Origin of the sequence: Acetobacter sacchari (genome assembly GCF_017377715.1) — a bacterium.
Lineage (GTDB): Bacteria > Pseudomonadota > Alphaproteobacteria > Acetobacterales > Acetobacteraceae > Acetobacter > Acetobacter sacchari.
The window spans coordinates 12,520-32,604 of sequence record NZ_JAFVMF010000024.1 but is presented as its reverse complement, the minus strand read 5'-3'; the positions used below and the strand labels follow the sequence as shown (position 1 = coordinate 32,604).

The following is a 20,085-nucleotide window of genomic DNA, read 5'->3' as shown; positions in this document are numbered from 1 at the left end:
CACGAACAGTATGTAAATTGTTCATCAAAAATTATGATGAGTATTAAGCGCCTGCTCGCCTTGTTAAGAAAAACCCTTTCATCGCCCCATCCCTAGCAGGCTTTTACCCAATTTTTTGGAAATTCTAAAATGTCAGCGTTGGATACCGAAAACGTTGGAAAATCAAATTGCCCACGAGAAGTCCATCGGTTATCAAACCCTACTATTTTATGATCTGAATTATCGTTCCACAAAACGACTAACGGAACATTATCCCCGTCTATTTTTATTGTGACATTTACAAACTCTCGCCCATCTATAGCCAAATAACAAACACTCTTTTCCACACCATCGAATGCACTGAGCAATGCCTCTATCTCGTGGTATTTATCTTCAGATATATAGAGATTATCGAAATTCTTTGTCCTCATGCCAACGATAGAAACAAAATCCTCAGCCATCATGGGTACAGCCCCCTGAAGAAATACTGGAAGCATCAAACCACAAGCGATAGGGATCGATATCAAAATTAGAGATTTCTTTAAATTTTGTTTAGATATTTTATCAAGCGCAGCAACAAAGAACGCTCCAACTATAAAGAAATAAGTATACAAAGCAATACTATATCGATTTGCGTTCATTTCGATTAAATTAACAATCACTATTAAGAGGACTAAACATGAAATTATAAAGTACCACGCACATTCTGATTTCTTTTTTGGAATTATATTAGATACAGTAAAATTATTATTTTTTGCAAATTTACTGACAACATAATTTATTATCATGTAAAGCCAGAAACTGGACAGCATCCCGTAAAATAATAATATCGTATACAACACAACGCTAATAACTCCAAACAAAACAAATATAGATGTATTTATTGTCGATAAAAATGACGGCAAATTTCCAATATGAATCTGATAATAGAATAACACGGCATACCCCGGCATTGATAATGCCAAAACTGGCGTAATAATCGGAATAAAAAATGACAATATTTTTTTAAAGTCGAATTTCTTATCGTTGGGGTTAGGCAAATTGCTCATAGCTCAATCCATATATTTATATTCATGGAACAGACAATATGAACATATTATATTTTCTAATGTGCAACAATACAAACAGCGTAATTATTATCTTTTACATGATATAGTCTCGAACGTTAACGTGCACGTTATCCCCTCATATGCTGCAAAGCGTTGACGATTCCGCTTCCGATGGCGGAGCCGAGGATCAGCAGCGCCCCGTTCATGGCGGCGCGCCTGCTCTCGGCGGTGTTGAGCTTGCGCAGCTCGCTCCAGATCCTGCCCAGCTGCACGTCGGTTTCGTCCTTGAGTCTGGCGATGTCCTCTTTCGTCGCGACGTTATCCGGCATCGCTGCCCCCCGCTGGCGACGCAGGCAGCGTCGTGCTGGCCGTATCCGACCCGTCGACGATCGCTTTCAGCGCTTTCTGATACGAGATCCACGCGCCCGGAACCGCGTCGCCCAGTGACCCATACTCGGCCCAGACGACATTCTGCGCCGCCGTAAGCGCAAAGCCCGCCCGGACGGCGAGAGGAACCGCGTCCGCAAGCTGCTCTTCGGTCATGGCGACCAGCGCCCCGCCCTGCACGCCCCATCCGCCCGTCAGGCGGCCGTTCCACTGATCCGCCGTCAGCGGGACCAGGTCCGCGACCGGCGGCGCGACGGCGGGATCGCTCATGCCCCACGCATCCCACCAGCCCGTCACAGGCGCGGGCTGCGCCGCCAACAGGTCGCACGACGCATAAAACCGGTTCGGATAGACAGTCCGGACGTCGATCTCCGCCATCATAAAACCCCCATGATCAAAAAGGTGATTGTCAATGTCCGCGTGCTGCCGTCCGACCCGAACGCCGTCGCCGTAAAGCCGCTGTTATCCGCTGCGTAGCAGTTGACCCAGCTGCCGGACCCCGCGCCATTGGCGGAATAGGCGACGCCGATCGGCTGCGAGCCAAGCGACGACATCGCGATCGGATAGTTGACGCGCGTCCCCGGCCCGACATTTGCAGACCACATCTGGATGACCTTGTTGCCCACTGTCCGGATGACGCTCGCGGTGCCGGTGGCGAAGTCGTTGGCGTAGTCGGATTTCGCGACGTAGCTCTGGGCGACGCCGCTCGCTGTGATCAGTCCCAGACCGTTGACCCAGCCCTGCGTCGCGTAATTCGCGCCCGCAATGCCCGCGTTCGTCGCGTAACCCTGCGCATTCACCCATGATTTTGGGGCGTAGTCCGCCTCAGTAATTGCCTGCCTGGTCGCGTAGACGGCGTTTGCCCAGGTGATCGACGGATAATAATCCGATCCGTCTGTGTCCTGCGCCCACAACCGGCGGCCGCTGGCGTCTCCGACTGACACCAGCAGTTGCGAGATCGCCCTGTCGGTCGACACATTCGCGCCGCCCCGCACAAATCGGGCGCTCGCACTGCGGGCGTTGACGACCTGTTGTGATGTCCAGTCAGTGACATCTGGCAACAGCAAAGCCCCGCTGTCCTCCAGCATCGCCAGACGCTCGGCCGGGATTTCGCTATACACCTCGACCGTTCCGCCGAAGTTCAGCGCCGCCGTCGTGCTGGCCGTGGTGCCGAGGATTTTCGTGCGGGCGAGCGTCGCCGGAGATCCGGGCGAGAGCGTGCCCGTTCCCCATTCCGCCTGCGATCCGTCGTCCGCGAAGTAAAAGACCGAGCCGCCGGACGGAAACGCCTGCGTAAAACTGCGCCGGTCCGCCTCGGGTCCGTTGAGGGTGAACGTCCCCGTTCCCGGAGACGTCGTCGTCTCCAGAACAAAATTTCCCAATTGTGCGGGCATCAGAGCCGTTCCGTCAGATCAAGGGTGATGGCGTGCCGGTCGGCCGCGCCAAAGGGATTGGAGATCTCGCCGCCCGACAGGCGTCCGAACAGACCGCGTTGCGCAAGCGTGAGCGCATCCGCCGAAGGATCAGGCAGGAACAGGATATTTCGTCCCGTCGCCGCAACGCGCAGCATCTGCTCGACGACAGGCGCGTCGGCGTCGCCAAGCGACTGATGCGCGATCGTCAGCTTGCGCTGATACCAGCGCGTCGCCACGAACTCCTGACCGCCCAGCGAGACCACGCTGTCCTGCCCCAGCACGCGATCAGCCGTGCTCTCGCTGCTGAAATTGCGAACGGGCGACCACAACGGCCCGGCATACGCCAGAGGTATGTCGATCCACGTCCCCGGATCGGTGCGCGGCCAGACGGTGATCGTGACCGCGTCGCCGGTGACGTCGTTCGGCAGCGCCCAGACGCATTGGCCGCCCGAGACCGGACAGGCCATGACATAGGTGTCGACGACCGACGTTCCGCCGTTGCTCACCTGAATCCGCCATTGCGCGCCCGTCTCGCGCAGGTTGGTCCGATGCAGGCTGAACACCCGCCACGTCGCGGCCGCTGGCAGCGTCATCGTAAAATTGGCGCTGTCGCCTGCTTTTTCGATCAGACTACGAAACCCGAGGCTCGCGGCGCCATAGGGATTCTGCAGGTTCGTGACAGGCAGCGACCCGACCGTCGTGTTGCTGGCGACAAGCGTCGCGTCGAGGACGCGATTTTGCCACCCAAAACCGCAATTTTGCATTGATCACACCAGAATCTGGAATGTGACGACCTGATCGGTCGCCTGTATGTGCTCGCTGATCACCACGCCCGGAACACGCGACGTCAGACCGGCCGCCGGCGCGCTGAGCCCCACCACGTCGCCCAGCTCGATCGACCATGCGAGATCCTGCGGAACCGACACCGCCCAGAGTCGGCGCTGCACGCCCCAGAGCGCGCCGTGACGACTGGCGATGGTCTGCGCGTCCGCCTGACTGGCCAGCGCGGTAGCAATCGTCGCCGGATCGTTCGGCGCCCGCCAGCGGCTTTTGACGTCCGACGACCACCACAGGGCGGTCCGGTCGGCCACCGCGATCACCGACTGCCGATCGGCCGGAGCCTGCGGATGCAGATTCGAGCCCGTCGTCTGCACCGGGAAATTGTGCCGCCATCCCAGACGCCACCGCCAGGTCGGCGGATCGAGCGAGCTGTCGAGCGACGACGCGGCGATATCGGTGATCACGTCGGCCGACAGTTCCGCTGCGACCGGGCTGCTGGCCGCCGGGGCGACGAGCGGAACCGGCAGCAGCGTGCCGGTCCGCGTCGGCGCCAGCGATACGCCAAGCCCCGAGAGCAGCGTCGTCGCGATGCTCTTTCCGGTCAGGCTGTCCGCCCCGTCCCAGAACCAGCCGCCCGCCCATGGCGCGATCGTCGACGTCTCGGTCCAGCCCGCGTCGATATAGGCCTCGGGCATGACCAGATCCTCGACCAGCATCCGGCGCAGGATGTCGAGGACGTTCACCGGCGCGGCGCCCGAGCGGAACCGCCCCACGGCGTCGACCGTGATCCCGTAGACAGGCTTTGTGCCCAGACGCAGCCACGTCCCCGAGGCGCCTGTCTGCACCGTGTAAGACCCCGCCGCCAGAGAACTGGCGTAGATATCGGCGACGATCCCGCCCGATGCGATTCCGCCGGCGTATCCGCCCTCGTAAAGAGCCGTGATCGACGCCGGGCCGTCCGAAATCTGGTAAACGTAATTCGTGCTGTCGATCAGGACTGGCGTAACGTTGCACACCGTCCCGCGCATGACCGGCATCGTCCGGCCCGCGACGTTGCTGTCGCCGTCGAGCCGCCCGGAGCCCCCATAGGTCGCGACGGAGAGCGTCGTTTCCAGCCAGTAGGTGGCGTCGAGCAGGTCTATCGCAAGCGACTGCCTGTCCGGACGCCAGCTTTTGCCCAGCCCGGCGAACACCGGCCGCAACGAAGTCGAGGCAGGATCGACCTCGATCCCGCGCGCCGCGTCAAAGGCCTTGTCGCCCGTACGGATGCGGACCGGCATATGATCGTTGACCCGCGTCGTGATCATGCTGTCGAGCGCGCCGTCGACATTGGCCAGCGTGATCGACCCTGCCGACAGCTGACCGCCCAGCGCGTCGGCCGAGAGCGTCAGCCCGCGATCGAGCGTAAAGGCGTCCGTGACGTAAGGCGGCCAGGGCGCGTGGTTTTCGTCGACATAGCCGCGATCGGAGAACCGGACGGTCTCTGTCGCCTCCAGCGCGCGGGCGTTGCGCGACAGCGCGCCATGCGGCCGGGTTCCGTGCCCGCGCGTGACCGACGCGCTTCCCGACGCCTGACGCACAAGGTCGATCTCGACCGTTCGAAACGCCGTCATGCCGCTTTCATGCCTCCCACTGTTATGAGCCGCCCCAACTGGGCGACGCTGCTGTTGAGCGCATCGACGGACTGCTTGACCGCGAGCGTCGCATCGACGCTTTTCTGGGCGAGCTGTTTCGCAAGGCTCGCCGTGTACGTGTCCGATCCGACATTGCCGATCGCGGCCAGCATGTCCGAAACTTGCTTGACTGCGTCAGCGTAGCCCGTGCCGGAGCCGAACCACGCTTTGGCCTCGGTCAGATATGTCTGCATGTCCGACTGCACGCGCGACAGGGCGTCATAATCGCCGCCCAGCGCCGCCTGATAGTCGCTGTGCAGATTGTCGTTCGCCGCCGCATACTGGTCCTGCACGGACAACGGCGACGCATCCGACGTCATCAGCCCGCTGGCGTAGTCCGACAGGTTGCTGAACACCCCCGCGACGGACTGGTCCGCCTGCGAGAGATATTCCTTTTGCTGCGCCAGCGAAGTTCCGGCGTATTGCTCCTGAATCTGGAGCCGTTCCGCCGCCAGCGTCCTGTCGAGATCCGCCATCTGCGCCTGATACGTGGCGTTGCTCGCATACGTGTCGCCCAGGTATCCGTCCCAGCTGTCCTGCAGCTGTTTGACCTGCTGGGCGGCCGACACGTCGAAGTTCAGCAGGTCCGCCCCCTGCTGATCCCCTGTCGCTGCGAGATAGCGCGCCTGCACCGCCTGATCGCTCTGGTTCAGGGTCGTCGTCTCGTTCGCGATCATGGTCGCGGCGATGGCGTTTCCCTTGTCCAGAAGCGCCTGCGCGCTCAGCCCGTAGGACGCCGCCGTGTTCGCCGCGTCCTGATACTTCTTTTGCAGATCCTCGACCTGTTGCGTCAGGCTTTCAGATCCGGACGCCGTGACGTCCAGAAGGCCCGGCATCGTGGTTCCGACAAATTCCTCGATCGCCTGAAATTTCGACTGCAGGTCGTCGAGTGAAACCGTCTGCCCGTCGAGCGTGGACAGCGCCGTCGCCATGTCGCCCGTGTAGCCGGTGAAATGCGCGACGGTCAGATGCGAGGAATCGTCAAACTTGCTGACGACCACGCCCATGCTGTCGAGCGTGTCCGACAGGGTTTTCAGGGACTGGATCGCCTGCGTGTAGCTGCTGACGCTGTCGAAGCTCGACGGCATCAGCTGATCGAGCGCCATCTGCATCGTGGCGTCCGACGACGTCAGATGCGCGTCGCCTAGATGCTGTTCCAGCGTCTGCGAGTTGGAGTTTTTTCCTTTCTTGTAATGCCCGACGTCGCCGACGAACCCGTCGTCGACAGAGACGCCCGTGTAGCCATAGACGGCGTTGATCGCGTCAAGCGCCGACTGGAGAGATCCCGAAACGTCGTCGTCGGATCGCCTGACGCGCCTGTCGGAGATCACCAGCTGGCCGTCCTGCCCGCTGACGCTGTCATAGGCGTAGTGCGATTTTGAAAACAGCGAGCCGATCAGGCTGCCGATCCCGCCCAGAACAGTTCCGCCGACCATCGAACCTATCGGACCGAGGAATGACCCGACGCCGGTTCCCACAAGGCTTCCGATTGAACCGCCGATCGTGCTGCCGCTTCCACCGCCGGTCAGGCTTCCGACCAGGCCGCCGACGGCCATGCCGCCGCCCAGTCCCGCGAGCATGTTGCCTATGGAGGCGTTGCCGATGACTTTCGTTCCAAGCGCCGACTGGAGCCAGCTACCCGACGTCGCCGACGCCGGAGACGACAGGCTGTTTTTCAGGTTCAGTTCCTGCCCGACGCTGATCCCCGAGCCCTCGAAATCCATCGCGCCGCCGGTCGAACCCCAGCCGTCACTTGCCGAAGAGCCCGACGATCCGCCGATGTTTCCGAGAAGCTTCGACATGTCGGACAGCGTGCCCCGTGTTCCGCCGTCAATGTCGTTGAGCAACGGATTGATCAGCCCCATCTTGAGAATCATCGACGCAATCTGCGTCTCGATCGCCTGCAGCGTCGACCTGAACGACATCCCGCTCGACGTGCCCTGCAGGAATCCCTGCACGAGGCCGTCCGACAGCTGGTCCGCCATGTTCGAGATCGACCCCGTCAGGTCCGACAGCGTCTGTTGCTGGTGCTCATAGGCCACGGACGCCGCCGACACCTGGCGCGACAGTTCGACGTAATCCTGCGCCTCCTGCGGCAGCACGGCGCCATACTGGCGACGCATCTCCATTTCCGCCTGCAAACGCGCAATACCGACCTGACGCGCGTCGGAATCCTGCCCGATGCTGGCAGTTTCCGCCTGCAGCAGCGCAAGGTTGTCAGACAGCCCCCGGTTCTGTCGCAACTGCTGCGTCCGCTGTTGCGCATCCGACAGCGCATCGAGCGCCGAGACGCGCGCGTTCACTTCCTCGACGAACTTCTGCGACGCCGGGTCGAAATTCTGCGTCGCCGCGTTGTACGCCTCCTGATAATTCGTTGCATGCTGCAACGCCCGTGAGGAATCGCCCGCCGCAGACGAAATCGCCGTCTGGGCGCGCACCTGTCGCTCGATCCCGGTCGTGCCGTCTTCATACGCCGCCGTCAGCTGGCGCTGCTTTTCCGTCAGAGCCTGCGTCAGGGCCTGCTGGTTGACGCCGGTTCCGCGCGTCGTCGTGTCGAACTGGGCCACGACCTCGGCCATGCTGCGCCACCAGCCCGATTGCGCCGACAGGCTCTCGTTCTGGTCCTTCATGCCCTGCGTGATCGACGCTTGCGGATCAAGCGTGTTGGCGAGGGCGATTTTCGCGTTGGTGATGCGCTCGCTTTCCTCCTGCCATTGCTGTGAACCCTGCGTCAGGCCGCCGAGCATTTTCTCATGCACGCCGATCCAGTCCTCGATCGCCTGTCGGCTCTGGGTGATGCTCGTGGAGCTGTATCCGTTCGCCGCATCGGCGGCACCCGCCGACAGGGCCGCCTGATCGCTGATCACGGCGGCGGACGTCGCATGGTCCGTCGCGGCGGCCGACGAGGCTGCGGACGGCGTCGCATAGGACTGATCGTCCCACTGACGGCCGCCACTTTCCTGCAGCGCGATTTTCTTGATCAGACTGGTCAGGCCGTCGCCCAGCCCGAATTTCTGCGCCTCCTGATCAATCGCCTTCGAGATCGCGGGCGTCAGGTCCGCAAGGTTCTGCCCGAACACCGAGCCTGCGTATTGCTGGCCGCCAGCCGAGCCGGTTTTCCACCCGCCATAGAGCGCCAGTGCGTTTTCGAGATTGCCGCCCGACCGCTTCAGGAAATTCTGATACCGCGTGATGCCTTCGTCGATGTTTCCCGACAGGGAGTTGACGTCGTACTGCGAGCTGTAGGCCGGGTTGATCTGCATGATCCCCAGCGTGCCGCTGGACGGATTTGTGACGACATGCGTTCCGGACGCGCTCTGGCTGGCCGCGTCGCTGTGCGGCAGCAGGTTCAGCAGCGACGTGACCCCGTTCAGCAGTTTGGTTCCGATGCCCGTCGCCAGCTTCTCCAGCGTGTCGAGCAGCGGCGACGCCGCCTTGTTCAGATCCTCCATCGCCCGCCGAAACGGCGTCAGGCCTTCTTCATGAGCGTTCTTAACGGCGTCCGTCAGGTGCTCCATCACGAGGGCGTACGCCTCGCCCTGCTTTCCGGCCGCTTCCAGATCCCGCACCTGATCCACCAGCTGCGCGTTCACGCCCGGCAGATGGCGCTGATAGAGATCGCGGATCTCGGCGAGCGGGTCCGTCATGGCGGTCTGGACAGCTTTCAGCCCGTCTTCCAGAGACCCGAACACGGCGCCAGCGTCACGCGCGACGCCCGCAAGCGCCGTGATGTCCGACGAATTGCCGGAAAAATCATAGGTTCCGCCAATCGCCTGCGACGCCGTCCGCGCGCTGGCCTCGTCCCAGCCGGGCATCCCCTTGAGGCTGTCCGACGCGGACGTGATCGCGCTGGCCATGCTCATCGCGTCAGTGCGCGTCGCACGCAACTGCGTGGACAGGGCGGCGAACTTCTCCTGATCCGTTTCCGCGCGCGACGCCATCTCATACAGGCTGACGCCCGCAGCCGCCGCAGCCGCGGCGATGCCGCCCGGTCCAGCCAGAAAGCCGCCGACGACTTTTGCCGCGTTGCCGACGCCGCCCATCGCCTGCACCATATTGGGCAGCTGATACGTCGTCGCCGTGATGGCCGAGCCGCCAGAGAGAACCTGATCGACCCATTTGTGAAATTCATCGGCGATCTGCGCGATCTGGTAGGACTGCAGCTTGACCGACGCCGTGTTGCGCTCGGCCGCCGTCGTGACAGTGTCCGTCGCTTCCGCGAGCGTCTTTTGCGCCGCCGTCGCGGCCTCATGCTTGGCCGTGGCCTGCGTGACGCGGTCGCCCAGCGTCTGCAGCGTACGCTGCGCCTGTTCGGCGGTGACGCTGCCATTGGCCATGGATTTGTTCAGCGCGTCCTGCGCCGCGTCGAGATCCCGCTGCGCGCGCTCGACAGCCTTCGCCGTGCGGGTGACGTCGTCGAAACGGTTGACGAATGCAGCGCCGCTTTTCGTCGTGGACGTGATTTTCCTGTCCAGAGTCTCGGCGGCGTTTCCTGCGCTGTTCAGCGCATCGGCGTCAGCCTTCGCCTTCGCGGCGACGTCGCTTTCATAGGCGACCCGCATATCCGAGATCGAGGGCATGTCAGATCTTCTCCGTGAGAACGATTGCGGGATAGGTGATGGGCTGACCGGCCTGCCGATCGCCCGCGCGGCCCTTGCTGCGGCGCAAAATCCATGGCGCGCCGTCGATCAGGCCCGGCGGAATGACGACGAACCTGCGCGCGACCGTCAGCGTCGGAAACATGCGCAGCGCCTTCTGACGCACCGCCTCGACCACGCCGCGACCGATCGTCCGCATGGCGCCCGTGTCGATCTTGCGCGCATAGGGCTGGGAATTGACGATCATGACTTCCGAGCCTGGCGCGATGCGCGACAGGTCGCCGCTCCAGACCCGGCCATTGACGACAACCGCCCAGCTGCGCCGGTAGCGTCCAGATCGCGCGGGCGACCGGCGCATGGCTTCCTCGACGCAGAACATCGCCGCCTGCGGCAGGTAATTGAACTCGTAAAGAATGACGCCGTCCGGGCGCACCGCGATCTCGGCGCGGCCGCGCGTTCCGTCGACAAAGGTCGTGTAACTGTCAGGGGCGTCGCCCGCGAGGATCGCAGTCTCGCGCGCCGAGATCGCCGCTTCCGCCAGGTGGCGCGACAGGGCGGCGGGCGACAGCGTCTGGTCCACGAACAGCCTGATGTCGCGTTGAAACGTGCCGCTGACCGCCATATCGCTATTTCCTGAAAATCTGGTCCAGCTCGGCGCGGATCTGTCGACCGCGCAGGTCCAGAAAAACCCGGTCCATGGCCTTGACCATCAGGACCACAAAATCGCGCTCGTCCGCGTCGAGATCCTGCGCGTCGCACCACGCCAGCACGTCAAGCGTAGGCAATGGCTGCGGCCGGGACACCCCACGGATCGCGCCCATGCCGCCGCCGTAGATCTCGACCATGTGACGGCGATGCCCGGCCAGTTCGTGCCAGCAACGCCACGGCAGCCGATACGCGGGCAGCACGTCCACACGACGCGACTGCGCATCCACTGCATCCCAGTTCGGGTGATCCGCCGGGAGGACCGCATCGCCGTAAGGCGCCACCAGCGGCGCGTCCTCGATCGCCCAGACGAGCGCGTCGGTCAGTTTTTTTCCGCGCTCTCCAGCTGCGCCTTCGTCGCGCGCCCGACCGAGCCCGCCGCCTGCATGGCGAGCGCCAGCAAGGGTCGGTTCTCACGATGCTGGATCAGGTCGCAAAACTGCTCGATCGTGACCGGAGCGCCGTCGTCTCCGTTCAGGCCGGAAACGTCGATCAGGCATTTTTCCGCCATCGCCTGCGCGACGCAGCCATCTTCGATCGAGGGCGGCAGCGCATCAAGGCTGACGGGTGTCTCGTTCGCCGACAGACCCGTGTTGTAGCGGATGGCCGCCGTGCGCCGCAGCGACCAGAGCCGGTCGGCATAGGCGTCCGTAAAACCGCGCGTCGTGATCGTGAAGGAATCCCCTTCCGGACCAACGACGACGGGTGCACCCTGGGCGACCGAGGCGGCGTTGCGGGTGAACGTGCTGAGTCTGGCCATGATATACCTATCGCTTTGAGTAAAGTAGAAGAAGATCGAGAAACGTTACGCCCTTGACGTCGCGTCAGTTCGCCGCTGTTCCCGTAAGCGGGAAAATCGCGAATGTTCCGCCGCCCGCGGCTGGATTTCCTTCGATGTCGAAAGTCGCCTTGACCGTCTGGTTTTTCCCGGAAATTGGGTCTTTTCCGTTTCGCAGCGCGGCGTTCAAAAACATGAAAGCGTATCCGTCGCCCGCGCCGTCGACGCTCTTGATCACGATCGGCCCCTGTGTGCCCGCCGCCAGTTGATCGAACTGATCCCAGCTGCGGAAATAGAACTCGATCGACCCGGCGGCCATGAACGAACCGGACCGCACGCCGCACGCGTCGGCGTGACCCATGCCGTAATCATTGCCGGCCCCGTCGCGCGAGAGCGTGATCGTCGCCTGCGTGACGCACCCGACCGGAGCGACGCCGTTGATCGTCAGGCCAAGAAAACCGGAGATCGAGTCATGCACAACGCCCGTTGGCGCGGGCAGAACGGCCGCAGCGATGTCGGTCGTGCTGCGCGTCATATTTCCGCAGGTCAGATCAACGCTGACGCTTCCGAACTGCCCCTGTTGCAGCTGGATCTGCATCTGGTTGACCAGCGAGCCCGTGAACATCTGAAAGCCGCTGAGCAACTTCTTGCGGACCGTAAACGTCTTGTCGATGCTGCCGTTAACGAGGTTTGCATAAGTGAATGTATCGCCGTCTTTCGACTTGAGCACACTTCCGACAGGTCCAAGGTCCGCAGTATAAATCGTGGAAGAACCGATTTCGGTCTTATAATACGCGCAATAGACGTTTTTGAAGCCATTAGACGGGGAATTGATGATGACACCCCCATATAGAGGCTGACTCGTATAGTCCGCACTGGAGAAATTCATCGACGTGATCGAGCCGTCTGGGTTGAAATTGAAATAGGCCCCTCCGGATGTGAGTGTCAGCGCCTTTCCATCATTACCCATCACGCCCGCGAGGAAATCGTCGAAGCACCCCGTCGCCAGCGGTCCCGAGATCGTGCCTGACGCCGAGACCTGCGTCAGCACGGATTGCGACACTTCCCTGACGGCGTTGATCTCGTCCGGACGTGACGTGCTGTCCTGTCGGGCCAGCGTCTCGCTGGTAAAGCGCAAGGCCTGATAATTGCCGCCGGGGGCCGTCCCGTATGTCGTTTCAAGCGCGAAATCCAGACTGGTGTCGTTCGTCTGCACGCCCGCTGCGAGGCCGGATGTCGCTCCGGTGTAAGTCGCCATGAATAACCTCATAAAAAAAGGCCGCACGAGGCGGCCCTGTTTCGGGATCAGGAGAGATTGAAATCGTCAGCCTTTGGCGTCGTCGTTGCCTGAGGCTCCGCTGGCCGGGGAACCCGCGTCTGGCGTGCCGGCGTCTGTTGAGCCGCCGGACGTCGACGGTTTTGCGACAGGTGCCTCGCCGGCGGGCATCAGCCCGACACGAAATCCCATATAGGCCTGCATCGACAGGCAAAGGTTGGATGCGTCGCACAGCGTCGACGTCAGGGTCTGTCCGTCTGCGACGAACAGCTGATCCGCGCCCGTCGCCTGCGCAAGAACGGTATAGGCTTTGCCCACCTCATCAGTCGCAGGGGCTGCAAAGGCCGGAAGGCCCCGCAATTCGCGATAGGGCCACGCGCCGTAGCGCAGGCCCGCGCCAACGCCTGCCGTGATCAGCGCCAGTGCGGCGCCTGTGCTGTCGGCTTCAATAACCGACGCGCCAAGCGCGTATTGACCAGATCCGGCTGCGGTCTCGATCAGAGCAAAGAATTTCACGATGTCGTCTCCATAATGCTTTGGACATGCCGTGTGTGGCGGGGACTGTCAGTTCCCGGCCAAAATGTGGATCAGTTCGGACATGGGTGGACCGTGCAGCAGATAGGCGACCTCCCATCCGGCGCACAAAAGCGCGATGACAAGAAAACGCATTGACGTCATCTCTCTAATTTCTTGTACCAAACGAAGAATTTGTTTATAGTCTTTCCAGTTCATCACTCAGCCCCCGTGGGTGGTGAAACAGAAAACCCCGCCGTCTTCACCCGGTGGGGTTTTCGCTATTCTGCCTGACGGATCAGGGCACTTTGAAAGCGATAGGCAACCCTCAGGGTCATCGCGTATCGGTTCCCTGTTTCGTTGAGGTCAGGCGGATCGAAATCCTGCCCGTCATAGACAAGGCCATTTGGAAGCGGCGTCGACGGATTTCCGACCGGCGCGCGAAACGCCGCAGACATCGCCTGACAATGCGTGAGCGCATCGGGCGTGCTCATGGACCCGACCGGGATCATCAGGACCAGCAGGATCTGGCCGGTCTCCTCGTTCTCCGCGTCTCCTGCGCCCATGCGGTCAGACGAAGCGGCGCCGACCGGAAACGCCCAGAAAGCGTCCGGAAGGTCTCCGATCGTCTGCCGCAGCGGGTCGATCAGCGGAAGTCCCATCCGCGCCGCGACAGCGGACGCGCGCGCATAGGCGTCGCTCCACACAGTTGCGGATATCATCAGTTCCCTCCTGCGGCGATCAGCGTCCACCCGCAGATGGTCGGGCCGTCATAGACGGGCGTCGCATCCGTGAGCGTGTATGTTTTCGGACCGTCCTCGACCCTGTCGCGCGGTTTCGGCATGTAAGCGGCCGCCGTGACCTCATCAGCCCCGATCTGCGCCACGAACGGAGCCCTTGCGACGCCGTCCGCCAGCTGGGAGGCCTGCGGCGGCGGGGCGTAGGCCATGACGCTGACGCTCTGCGACTGATCCGCCCGCATGAGGCGCATCATGCGCCCTTTGTCGGCGATCTGACGTCGTCGCCGCTCCGTGCGCCACGTCATGCCACGCCCGCCGGGCGATACGCGTCGAGAATGTCCGCCGCCGCCTGCGGCATGCCGCCGGTCGCCGCTGCGGACGTGTCCCAGCTGGTCGACCCGACGCCCTGCTCGCTTTCGGATTTGAGCAGCGGATCGCGCCCCGTCGCGTGCCACAGCGCCGCAGCCGTCAGGCGAACCGCACGCTGGATCGAGGCTGGCAGCGTGCCGCGAACAACGGTGGTCCCGTCCGCCGTGACGCTGTCGAGCGTGTAACCGGCCCGATAGGTCACGACGTAGCGCGCCGCCATCCAGCAACGCGCAGATCCATCGTCGGGCGGGTAGAGGATGCCCGCCTCGGGATTGATCGCCAGCGCCGCAACCGTGTCCACGTCGAGCGCCGTAGCGCCGATCGTAAGCCCCGTGACGGCCGACACAGGGTAACGGCCCAGAACGAAATCCGACTGGCGCGCCTCGCACCCCAGTTCGATCACGTCGCACCATGCCCGGTCGATCAGCGGACGCCCGACATAGACGAGCGCCATGGACGACGCGTCCTGCAGCAGCAGCGCAAGCCTTGCGTCCTGCGACGCGTCAGAAATCCCTAGATCCGCCTTGAGGTCGGCCAGAGACGCCAGCGGCGCATCCGGCGCAGGCGGACCGACTGGCGTTGTCCGCCTCATGGTCCGACCTCCCGACCGTTACGAGCCGCCGCCGGCGGCGGCCGTCGTGGTCAGATCCGCGAACGATCCCTTGATCAGCGCCTCGGGGCGATACACCGCCAGCGCAAGCCGCTCTTCCGCAAGGATCGTGACCATGTTCTTGACGAAGTTGTCGCGATCTTCGGTCGAGATCGTCACCGTCGCGTCCTCGCGGTCGAAGATCTGCGCCGCGTAGCGGAAAGCGCCCGTCATGAAGCCGCCCGCCGCCATGGCGAGGCTCTGCGCCACGGGAAGCCCCCACAGCACCGGTCCGGCGACGCCGGTCGGGTTCGCGAAGACATAGCGCTGCTGGCCATCTTTCGTCAGCTCGATCGACGCCCAGTCGGTCGGGTTGAGAATGTGGCCCGTCGCCGGGAAGAGCGCCAGCGTCGACTGCAGCATGGCCAGGCGCAGGCGGTCGATCATGGTCTCGTTTTTGACGGTGACGCCCGCAGGCTGCGCATACGCGGTCGCCTGCGTCATCAGACCTTTCAGGTTCTGACCGGTCCCGTCGCCGCTCAGAAGCTGTGTGTCTTCGACAAAGGCGAGACCGTAGCGCAGACGCCCGTCAATGTAGCTGGCCAGCATGGGCGCGTCGGCGAGGATCTGCTTCGACGCCAGAACCCAGTGGGCGATGGTGCGAACAGGCAGGTTTTGCAGATCGAACGTGAGATCGGACTGGGGTTTCGGCGTGGTCGGGTTTTCCGCGACTGCGGCGGCGTTGTTCGTAAACCCGGTTTCCCGGACGTAGTCGATCGCGCTCGAACTGGTCGACCCAGGCATCAGCAGATCACGGATCACCAGCTGGCGGTTCGGTACGACCTGCACGATTCCGGGCTGGCGATCGGCGACCACAAGCCCGGTCGTTCCGGACGCGCCCGTCGTGCTGCCCGACGTAATGCTCTTCAGGTCCACAGACAGGCGACCTTTCCAGCGGTCGCCCTCGGCCATCGCCGCCTTGATGTTGTCGTCGGCGACAAAGCGCTGGCCGAGCGAGCGCGTCTCGATCTGCTCGCCGCCGCCAGCGCGCGCGCCCTTCTGCTCCATCTCCGTCACGCGCGCCGCCAGCGCGTTCATTTCCGTCAGGGCCTTGTCCGCCGACTGCTTCGTCTCGCGGGTCATCTCGCCGAGATTCTTCATCTCCGTTTTCGCCGTCTCGGCGAACTGCCTGACCTGATCCGTCGCCGTTTTCAGATCCGCCACAGCCTGCTTGTATTCGTTTTCGGTGGACATCCCGTTTTCCCATGAAAAAAGGGCGCCGAAGCGCCCTTGCGTGAAACATTGAAAGTGAAACCCGGACGACGCGGCGCGCCGTCCTTCCCCCGTCTCAGAGACCCGACAGATTCGGCAGGTCGAGACTGGCGAATTGCGAGAAAGGCGACGTCGCTCTCGGCGCTGCGCCCAGAAGCTCCAGAATGCCGGCGGCGACCGCGCGTATCTCGCGCAGCGGCGCAGCCTTGGCGTCGAGCGCGAGCGGCGCGCCGGTCAGCGCCTCATGCGCCGCCTGCAGGTGCTGCAACAGGGCGTCGCGCTCATCCTGCGTCGGCGAGTCACCACCGACCAGCGCGGACTGATGCAGCTGAATCGCTGCGGCGACGGCGTCGGTCGCTTTCGCGGGCGTGATCGTAGACCGCAGCTCCGGCGCGGCGAGACGGCGCTTCATGTCCGTGACCCGCGCCATCGCATTCGACGGATCGTCGACCAGACTGACCTCATGCAGGTTCACCCGCTTGAGCTGGCGCCGGGGCTCTCCGACCTGCGTCCCCTTGATCGCGCCGCCGTCAGGCACGGAAAAGCCGATCGAAAGCCCGCTCAGCGCGCCGTCTTTCACAAGCCCGTAAAGGCGCTTTCCATAATCGGTGTCCATCCCTGAGAGCTTGCCCTTGAGGTGCAGGCCGTGGCTGTCTTCCGAGGCGTCCGTCCAGACGCCGGCGGGCAGGCCGTCGCCGCCGAGAAATCCGTGCATGACGTGCATCGCAATGCCGCGCCCCTGCGACTTCCTCTCCGCGAGAGAGTCCGCGAACGCTCCCGGCAGCACCACGTCGCCGTGAGCGTCCGTGTTGTTAAACACGCTGCCGTAACCCTCGAACGTTCCGTCTGTCGCGCCAGGTGCGAACTTCACCTCGAACGGCGCGGCAAGGTAATCGCCGTCAATCATCGTCTTCGCTCCCTGTTGAGTCGGGTTGTGGCGGATCGGGCGGCGGCTGGCCGCCTGCGACAGGCTTGAGCGTCGGCTGCACCGCCGCCTTGCCGATATCGGCGCGCGGGATCATCTGCGCCTGCACGCACAGGACGTTTCCGTCCGGGGCCGGCGGCAGGTTTTCCTTCGCGCGAACTTCATTCGCAGTCACGAAACCGTTCTGCAGACCTGCGACATAGAACGCAGTCCGCGCTGCCGTATCCCCGCGCATCAGTGCGTCGACGTTGTGCTTCGCGTAGAAACGCAGGCGATCGGCCGGACTCAACAAACACCGCGTTATCGCCTGCTCGATCCGGATCAGCCACGGCATCAGGCCATATTGCAAAAACCAGAGGTTCATCTGCTCCAGCCCGGAGCCCCACGCGGTGGATTTCTCCATCCTGCCAATCATGACCGGCGGAACCGCGAACCAGCGACACAGCGTCTCGACGTTGAAACCGCGTGTCTGCAGCAGTTGCATGTCTTCCGGGTTGAGGCCGATGGATTCCACTTTCCAGCCTCCCTCCAGCAGCGGCGTCTTGCCTGCGTTGATGGCGCCCGCGTAGTCCGCGAGAATGGCTTTCGCGCGCTCTTTCTCCGGCTCCTTGAGGTAGTCGGGAGCCGAGATATAGCTTTGCGTCAAAAGGCCATTCTTGAACGTCTTGCCCGCCGTCTGCTCCGCCGCCAGCGCCGTGCCGATGGACTGGCGCCCGACAGAGATCGGCGACAGCCCCAGCAGACCATCGAACGAAAAACCCTTGATGTGGAAAATATCCGCCTCGGCGAGAACCAGATACTTGCCCTGCCACGCATAGGTGTAGGTCAGCGCGCCGCTGTTCGGATCGCGCCTGACCGTCATGCGATCCGGGCGCAGCGGGTTGATGGCGATCACCGACCCGTCGCCGCGCCGCATCACCTGCCCGAACGCGTTGCCCCACGTCACAAGGCACGCGATCATGGTTCCCCAGAACTCGATCGGCGTCATATCCGCGTTGGGAGACGTCGCCAGAACCGAAAACAGCGGGTGGTTACGGGCGACGATCGACGTCTCGTTCGGCTGCCGCTCGTATAGCTTGAGCGGCAGCGACGCGATCGTCTCCGACAGCAGCCGCACGCACGCCCAGACCGTATCCAGCTGGATCGCCGCGTCGACCGTCACCGTCTGACCGGAAAAGGTCGGCCCGCCCGCCAGAAACGCGCCCAGACGCAGATCCGTCAGGCTGACGCCCGTCGTCGCCAGCGCCATGACGTTCGCCGCCTTGAAGAACATGGCCCCGAAGGCCTTACGGATAGTCATACCGCGATGATCCCGGTTCTAAGAAAATCCTCGACCTTTCCGCCGCCGCCCGGCGGACCCGGGTTACGCGACATCAGGGTCACGGCGTTGAAGGTCGCCATCAGCGGGTCGATCTTGAGGTTTCCCGCCGCCTGCTTCGTGATGATGATCGCGTTGCCTCTCGGCTCAACCTTCGCGTTGGACGCCGCCCACGCCATGATCGGCCGCGCGCCGTGCCGGAACGTGCCGTCAGCGAGCTTGCGCTCCGCCGTCTTGATGGCGCCCGACAGCGTCCAGCCCTGCGAGACGCCCACGACGCGGTCGCGCCCGATGCCGCGCACGGCCAGCGCGTCGACGATGGCGCCCACGCCCTGCGGATCAAGCCCCACCTGGGCGAGGCCGCCCCCGGCGTCGACAACCTCCAGCACGTCGGCCAGCTGCTCGATGTCGTCTCCCGGCTCCGACACGATCGCCAGATCGCCCTGCGTCTGAAAATCGCGCATGACGCTGGCCTCTTTCTTGCGAAGCGAAAGCACGCCCTCGAACACCCAGCTTTTCTGCCAGTGCAGCCATTCCTGCGTCGTCGCGTCGCGCCCCAGCACAACCAGTGACAGCAGGTCGTCCAGCCCGCCGCCGTCGATCCCTGCGACCACGACCTCGGCGCGGGCGAGAACCTCCTCCAGCGTCAGGGTGTCCTCGCCTGCGCCCACCCAGTAATCCGCGCCGACCCAGCGGTCAGAACGGAGCGCAAGGCCGATCTCGACATTCAGATGCTGCGAGGCCCAACGGGACAGTTCGGCAATTCCCTTGCCGCGAGCCGTTTCATATTCCTGCTGTAGTCGATGAATTGTAATCGACCGCCCGAGATTAGGCAGGACCATTGGCCAGACTGAAGGGTCTTCCCACGCCGCGAGATCACCGATCAGCGCAGGCTTCTGAAGCCTGTCCGGAAACTCGTAGATTACCGGCAAAATCCCAGTTCCGACCGCCACTTGCGTCTCGCCGTCGTCGCCTTGCCGGTGCGATTTCCCATCACGGATCGCCCGGGCCTGCAGAAGATCCTCTCGAAAACAGCCACGCGGCGGTTTGTCACTCTGAGTCGTAATGATTGCAAGAAACGCTTCCGGCTGGCTGATCATGCCTCCCCGGATCTGTCCCATCACGTCGCCCGCGTCGGCGTTCAGGGCAATGACGTGTTCCTCGTCAACAAGAACGCCCGCCGGTTTGACGCCGGTCATCACCTCTTTCGAGAACGCCTTCACGCTCAAAGTCGCACCGCTTCGCTTCAGCGTCAGCCGCTTCTGGTTCTCCTGAATATGGAACATCCCGAGCAGTTCTCGGTCCGCCCGGACCATACCGGACGCCTGGTTGAACGCGAGAAAAGCAATCTCTTTCGTCGGCGCCACGATCAGAAATTCCGCGTTTGGCCGCTGATTGACCATCAGCGCCGTCATCATCAACGCAGCGCCATTAGTCGTTTTTGAGTTCTTCTTCGGAACAAGAAGGAATAATTCGCGGATCTGTCGCTCATTGGTCGCCGGATCGAGCGCCCCAAACAACATTCGGACAACGTCTCGGAACCAGTCCCCAGCGGCCTCACCGAACGTAGGCTGCCCGATCACATCCGGGATGCAGAGCATATCGAAAATTTCAACAGCCTGTCTTGCCAACGCAGGATTAACCGGCTGGATCTGCGGCAGCAGCGATTGCCCCTCGCGCAACCGACTTTCCCAGTCTGGCCTGCTCAGATTCAGCATA

Annotated in this window: 19 protein-coding genes; all 19 read right to left on the bottom strand. The window is 62.6% G+C overall.

The features are described 5' to 3' along the window. Nucleotides 1–92: 92 nt before the first annotated feature. A complete protein-coding gene (locus J2D73_RS17300; protein WP_207883370.1) occupies nucleotides 93–1,028 on the bottom strand; it encodes a hypothetical protein in 936 nt (311 codons plus the stop codon). A gap of 128 nt (nucleotides 1,029–1,156) precedes the next feature. Beyond that, nucleotides 1,157–1,357, bottom strand: coding sequence for a hypothetical protein (locus tag J2D73_RS17295; protein ID WP_207883368.1), 201 nt, complete (start codon nucleotides 1,355–1,357; stop codon nucleotides 1,157–1,159). Continuing rightward, complete coding sequence (locus tag J2D73_RS17290; RefSeq protein ID WP_207883366.1) at nucleotides 1,347–1,796, bottom strand: hypothetical protein; 450 nt, start codon at nucleotides 1,794–1,796, stop codon at nucleotides 1,347–1,349. Before J2D73_RS17290 ends, J2D73_RS17295 begins: the two co-directional genes overlap by 11 nt. Then, a complete protein-coding gene (locus tag J2D73_RS17285; RefSeq protein WP_207883364.1) occupies nucleotides 1,793–2,809 on the bottom strand; it encodes a hypothetical protein in 1,017 nt (338 codons plus the stop codon). Before J2D73_RS17285 ends, J2D73_RS17290 begins: the two co-directional genes overlap by 4 nt. After that, a complete protein-coding gene (locus J2D73_RS17280) occupies nucleotides 2,809–3,594 on the bottom strand; it encodes a hypothetical protein (protein WP_207883362.1) in 786 nt (261 codons plus the stop codon). The genes J2D73_RS17285 and J2D73_RS17280 overlap by 1 nt, the downstream gene beginning before the upstream one ends. 3 nt (nucleotides 3,595–3,597) lie before the next feature. Next, the gene (locus tag J2D73_RS17275; protein ID WP_207883361.1) at nucleotides 3,598–5,223 is read right to left on the bottom strand and encodes a hypothetical protein; all 1,626 of its coding nucleotides are present in this window, start codon (nucleotides 5,221–5,223) and stop codon (nucleotides 3,598–3,600) included. Next, nucleotides 5,220–9,863, bottom strand: a complete 4,644-nt coding sequence (locus J2D73_RS17270) for a phage tail protein (RefSeq protein WP_207883360.1) — start codon at nucleotides 9,861–9,863, stop codon at nucleotides 5,220–5,222. The genes J2D73_RS17275 and J2D73_RS17270 overlap by 4 nt, the downstream gene beginning before the upstream one ends. Before the next feature lies 1 nt (nucleotide 9,864). Beyond that, nucleotides 9,865–10,503: an HK97 gp10 family phage protein gene (locus J2D73_RS17265; protein ID WP_207883358.1), complete on the bottom strand. Its 639-nt coding sequence runs from the start codon at nucleotides 10,501–10,503 to the stop codon at nucleotides 9,865–9,867. Nucleotides 10,504–10,507: 4 nt separating this feature from the next. Then, nucleotides 10,508–10,870: a hypothetical protein gene (locus tag J2D73_RS17260; RefSeq protein ID WP_243430063.1), complete on the bottom strand. Its 363-nt coding sequence runs from the start codon at nucleotides 10,868–10,870 to the stop codon at nucleotides 10,508–10,510. A 38-nt stretch (nucleotides 10,871–10,908) separates the two neighbouring features. Beyond that, nucleotides 10,909–11,346 carry a hypothetical protein gene (locus J2D73_RS17255; RefSeq protein WP_207883356.1) on the bottom strand — a complete coding sequence of 146 codons (438 nt, stop codon included), beginning with the start codon at nucleotides 11,344–11,346 and terminating at the stop codon, nucleotides 10,909–10,911. A gap of 64 nt (nucleotides 11,347–11,410) precedes the next feature. After that, complete coding sequence (locus tag J2D73_RS17250) at nucleotides 11,411–12,622, bottom strand: phage tail tube protein (RefSeq protein ID WP_243430062.1); 1,212 nt, start codon at nucleotides 12,620–12,622, stop codon at nucleotides 11,411–11,413. Between the two features lie 66 nt (nucleotides 12,623–12,688). After that, the gene (locus tag J2D73_RS17245; protein ID WP_207883352.1) at nucleotides 12,689–13,156 is read right to left on the bottom strand and encodes a hypothetical protein; all 468 of its coding nucleotides are present in this window, start codon (nucleotides 13,154–13,156) and stop codon (nucleotides 12,689–12,691) included. A gap of 278 nt (nucleotides 13,157–13,434) precedes the next feature. Beyond that, the gene (locus J2D73_RS17240; RefSeq protein WP_207883350.1) at nucleotides 13,435–13,875 is read right to left on the bottom strand and encodes a hypothetical protein; all 441 of its coding nucleotides are present in this window, start codon (nucleotides 13,873–13,875) and stop codon (nucleotides 13,435–13,437) included. Further along, nucleotides 13,875–14,198 (bottom strand): hypothetical protein, encoded by a 324-nt coding sequence (locus J2D73_RS17235; RefSeq protein WP_207883348.1) that lies wholly within the window; start codon nucleotides 14,196–14,198, stop codon nucleotides 13,875–13,877. The genes J2D73_RS17240 and J2D73_RS17235 overlap by 1 nt, the downstream gene beginning before the upstream one ends. After that, nucleotides 14,195–14,854, bottom strand: coding sequence for a phage head-tail connector protein (locus tag J2D73_RS17230; RefSeq protein WP_207883346.1), 660 nt, complete (start codon nucleotides 14,852–14,854; stop codon nucleotides 14,195–14,197). The genes J2D73_RS17235 and J2D73_RS17230 overlap by 4 nt, the downstream gene beginning before the upstream one ends. An 18-nt stretch (nucleotides 14,855–14,872) precedes the next feature. Beyond that, a complete protein-coding gene (locus J2D73_RS17225) occupies nucleotides 14,873–16,105 on the bottom strand; it encodes a phage major capsid protein (RefSeq protein ID WP_207883344.1) in 1,233 nt (410 codons plus the stop codon). A gap of 94 nt (nucleotides 16,106–16,199) precedes the next feature. Continuing rightward, nucleotides 16,200–17,030 (bottom strand): HK97 family phage prohead protease, encoded by an 831-nt coding sequence (locus J2D73_RS17220; RefSeq protein WP_207883342.1) that lies wholly within the window; start codon nucleotides 17,028–17,030, stop codon nucleotides 16,200–16,202. Continuing rightward, nucleotides 17,023–18,348: a phage portal protein gene (locus J2D73_RS17215; RefSeq protein WP_207883340.1), complete on the bottom strand. Its 1,326-nt coding sequence runs from the start codon at nucleotides 18,346–18,348 to the stop codon at nucleotides 17,023–17,025. Before J2D73_RS17215 ends, J2D73_RS17220 begins: the two co-directional genes overlap by 8 nt. Further along, nucleotides 18,345–20,084 (bottom strand): terminase large subunit, encoded by a 1,740-nt coding sequence (locus J2D73_RS17210; protein ID WP_243430061.1) that lies wholly within the window; start codon nucleotides 20,082–20,084, stop codon nucleotides 18,345–18,347. Before J2D73_RS17210 ends, J2D73_RS17215 begins: the two co-directional genes overlap by 4 nt. Between the last annotated feature and the right edge of the window lies 1 nt (nucleotide 20,085).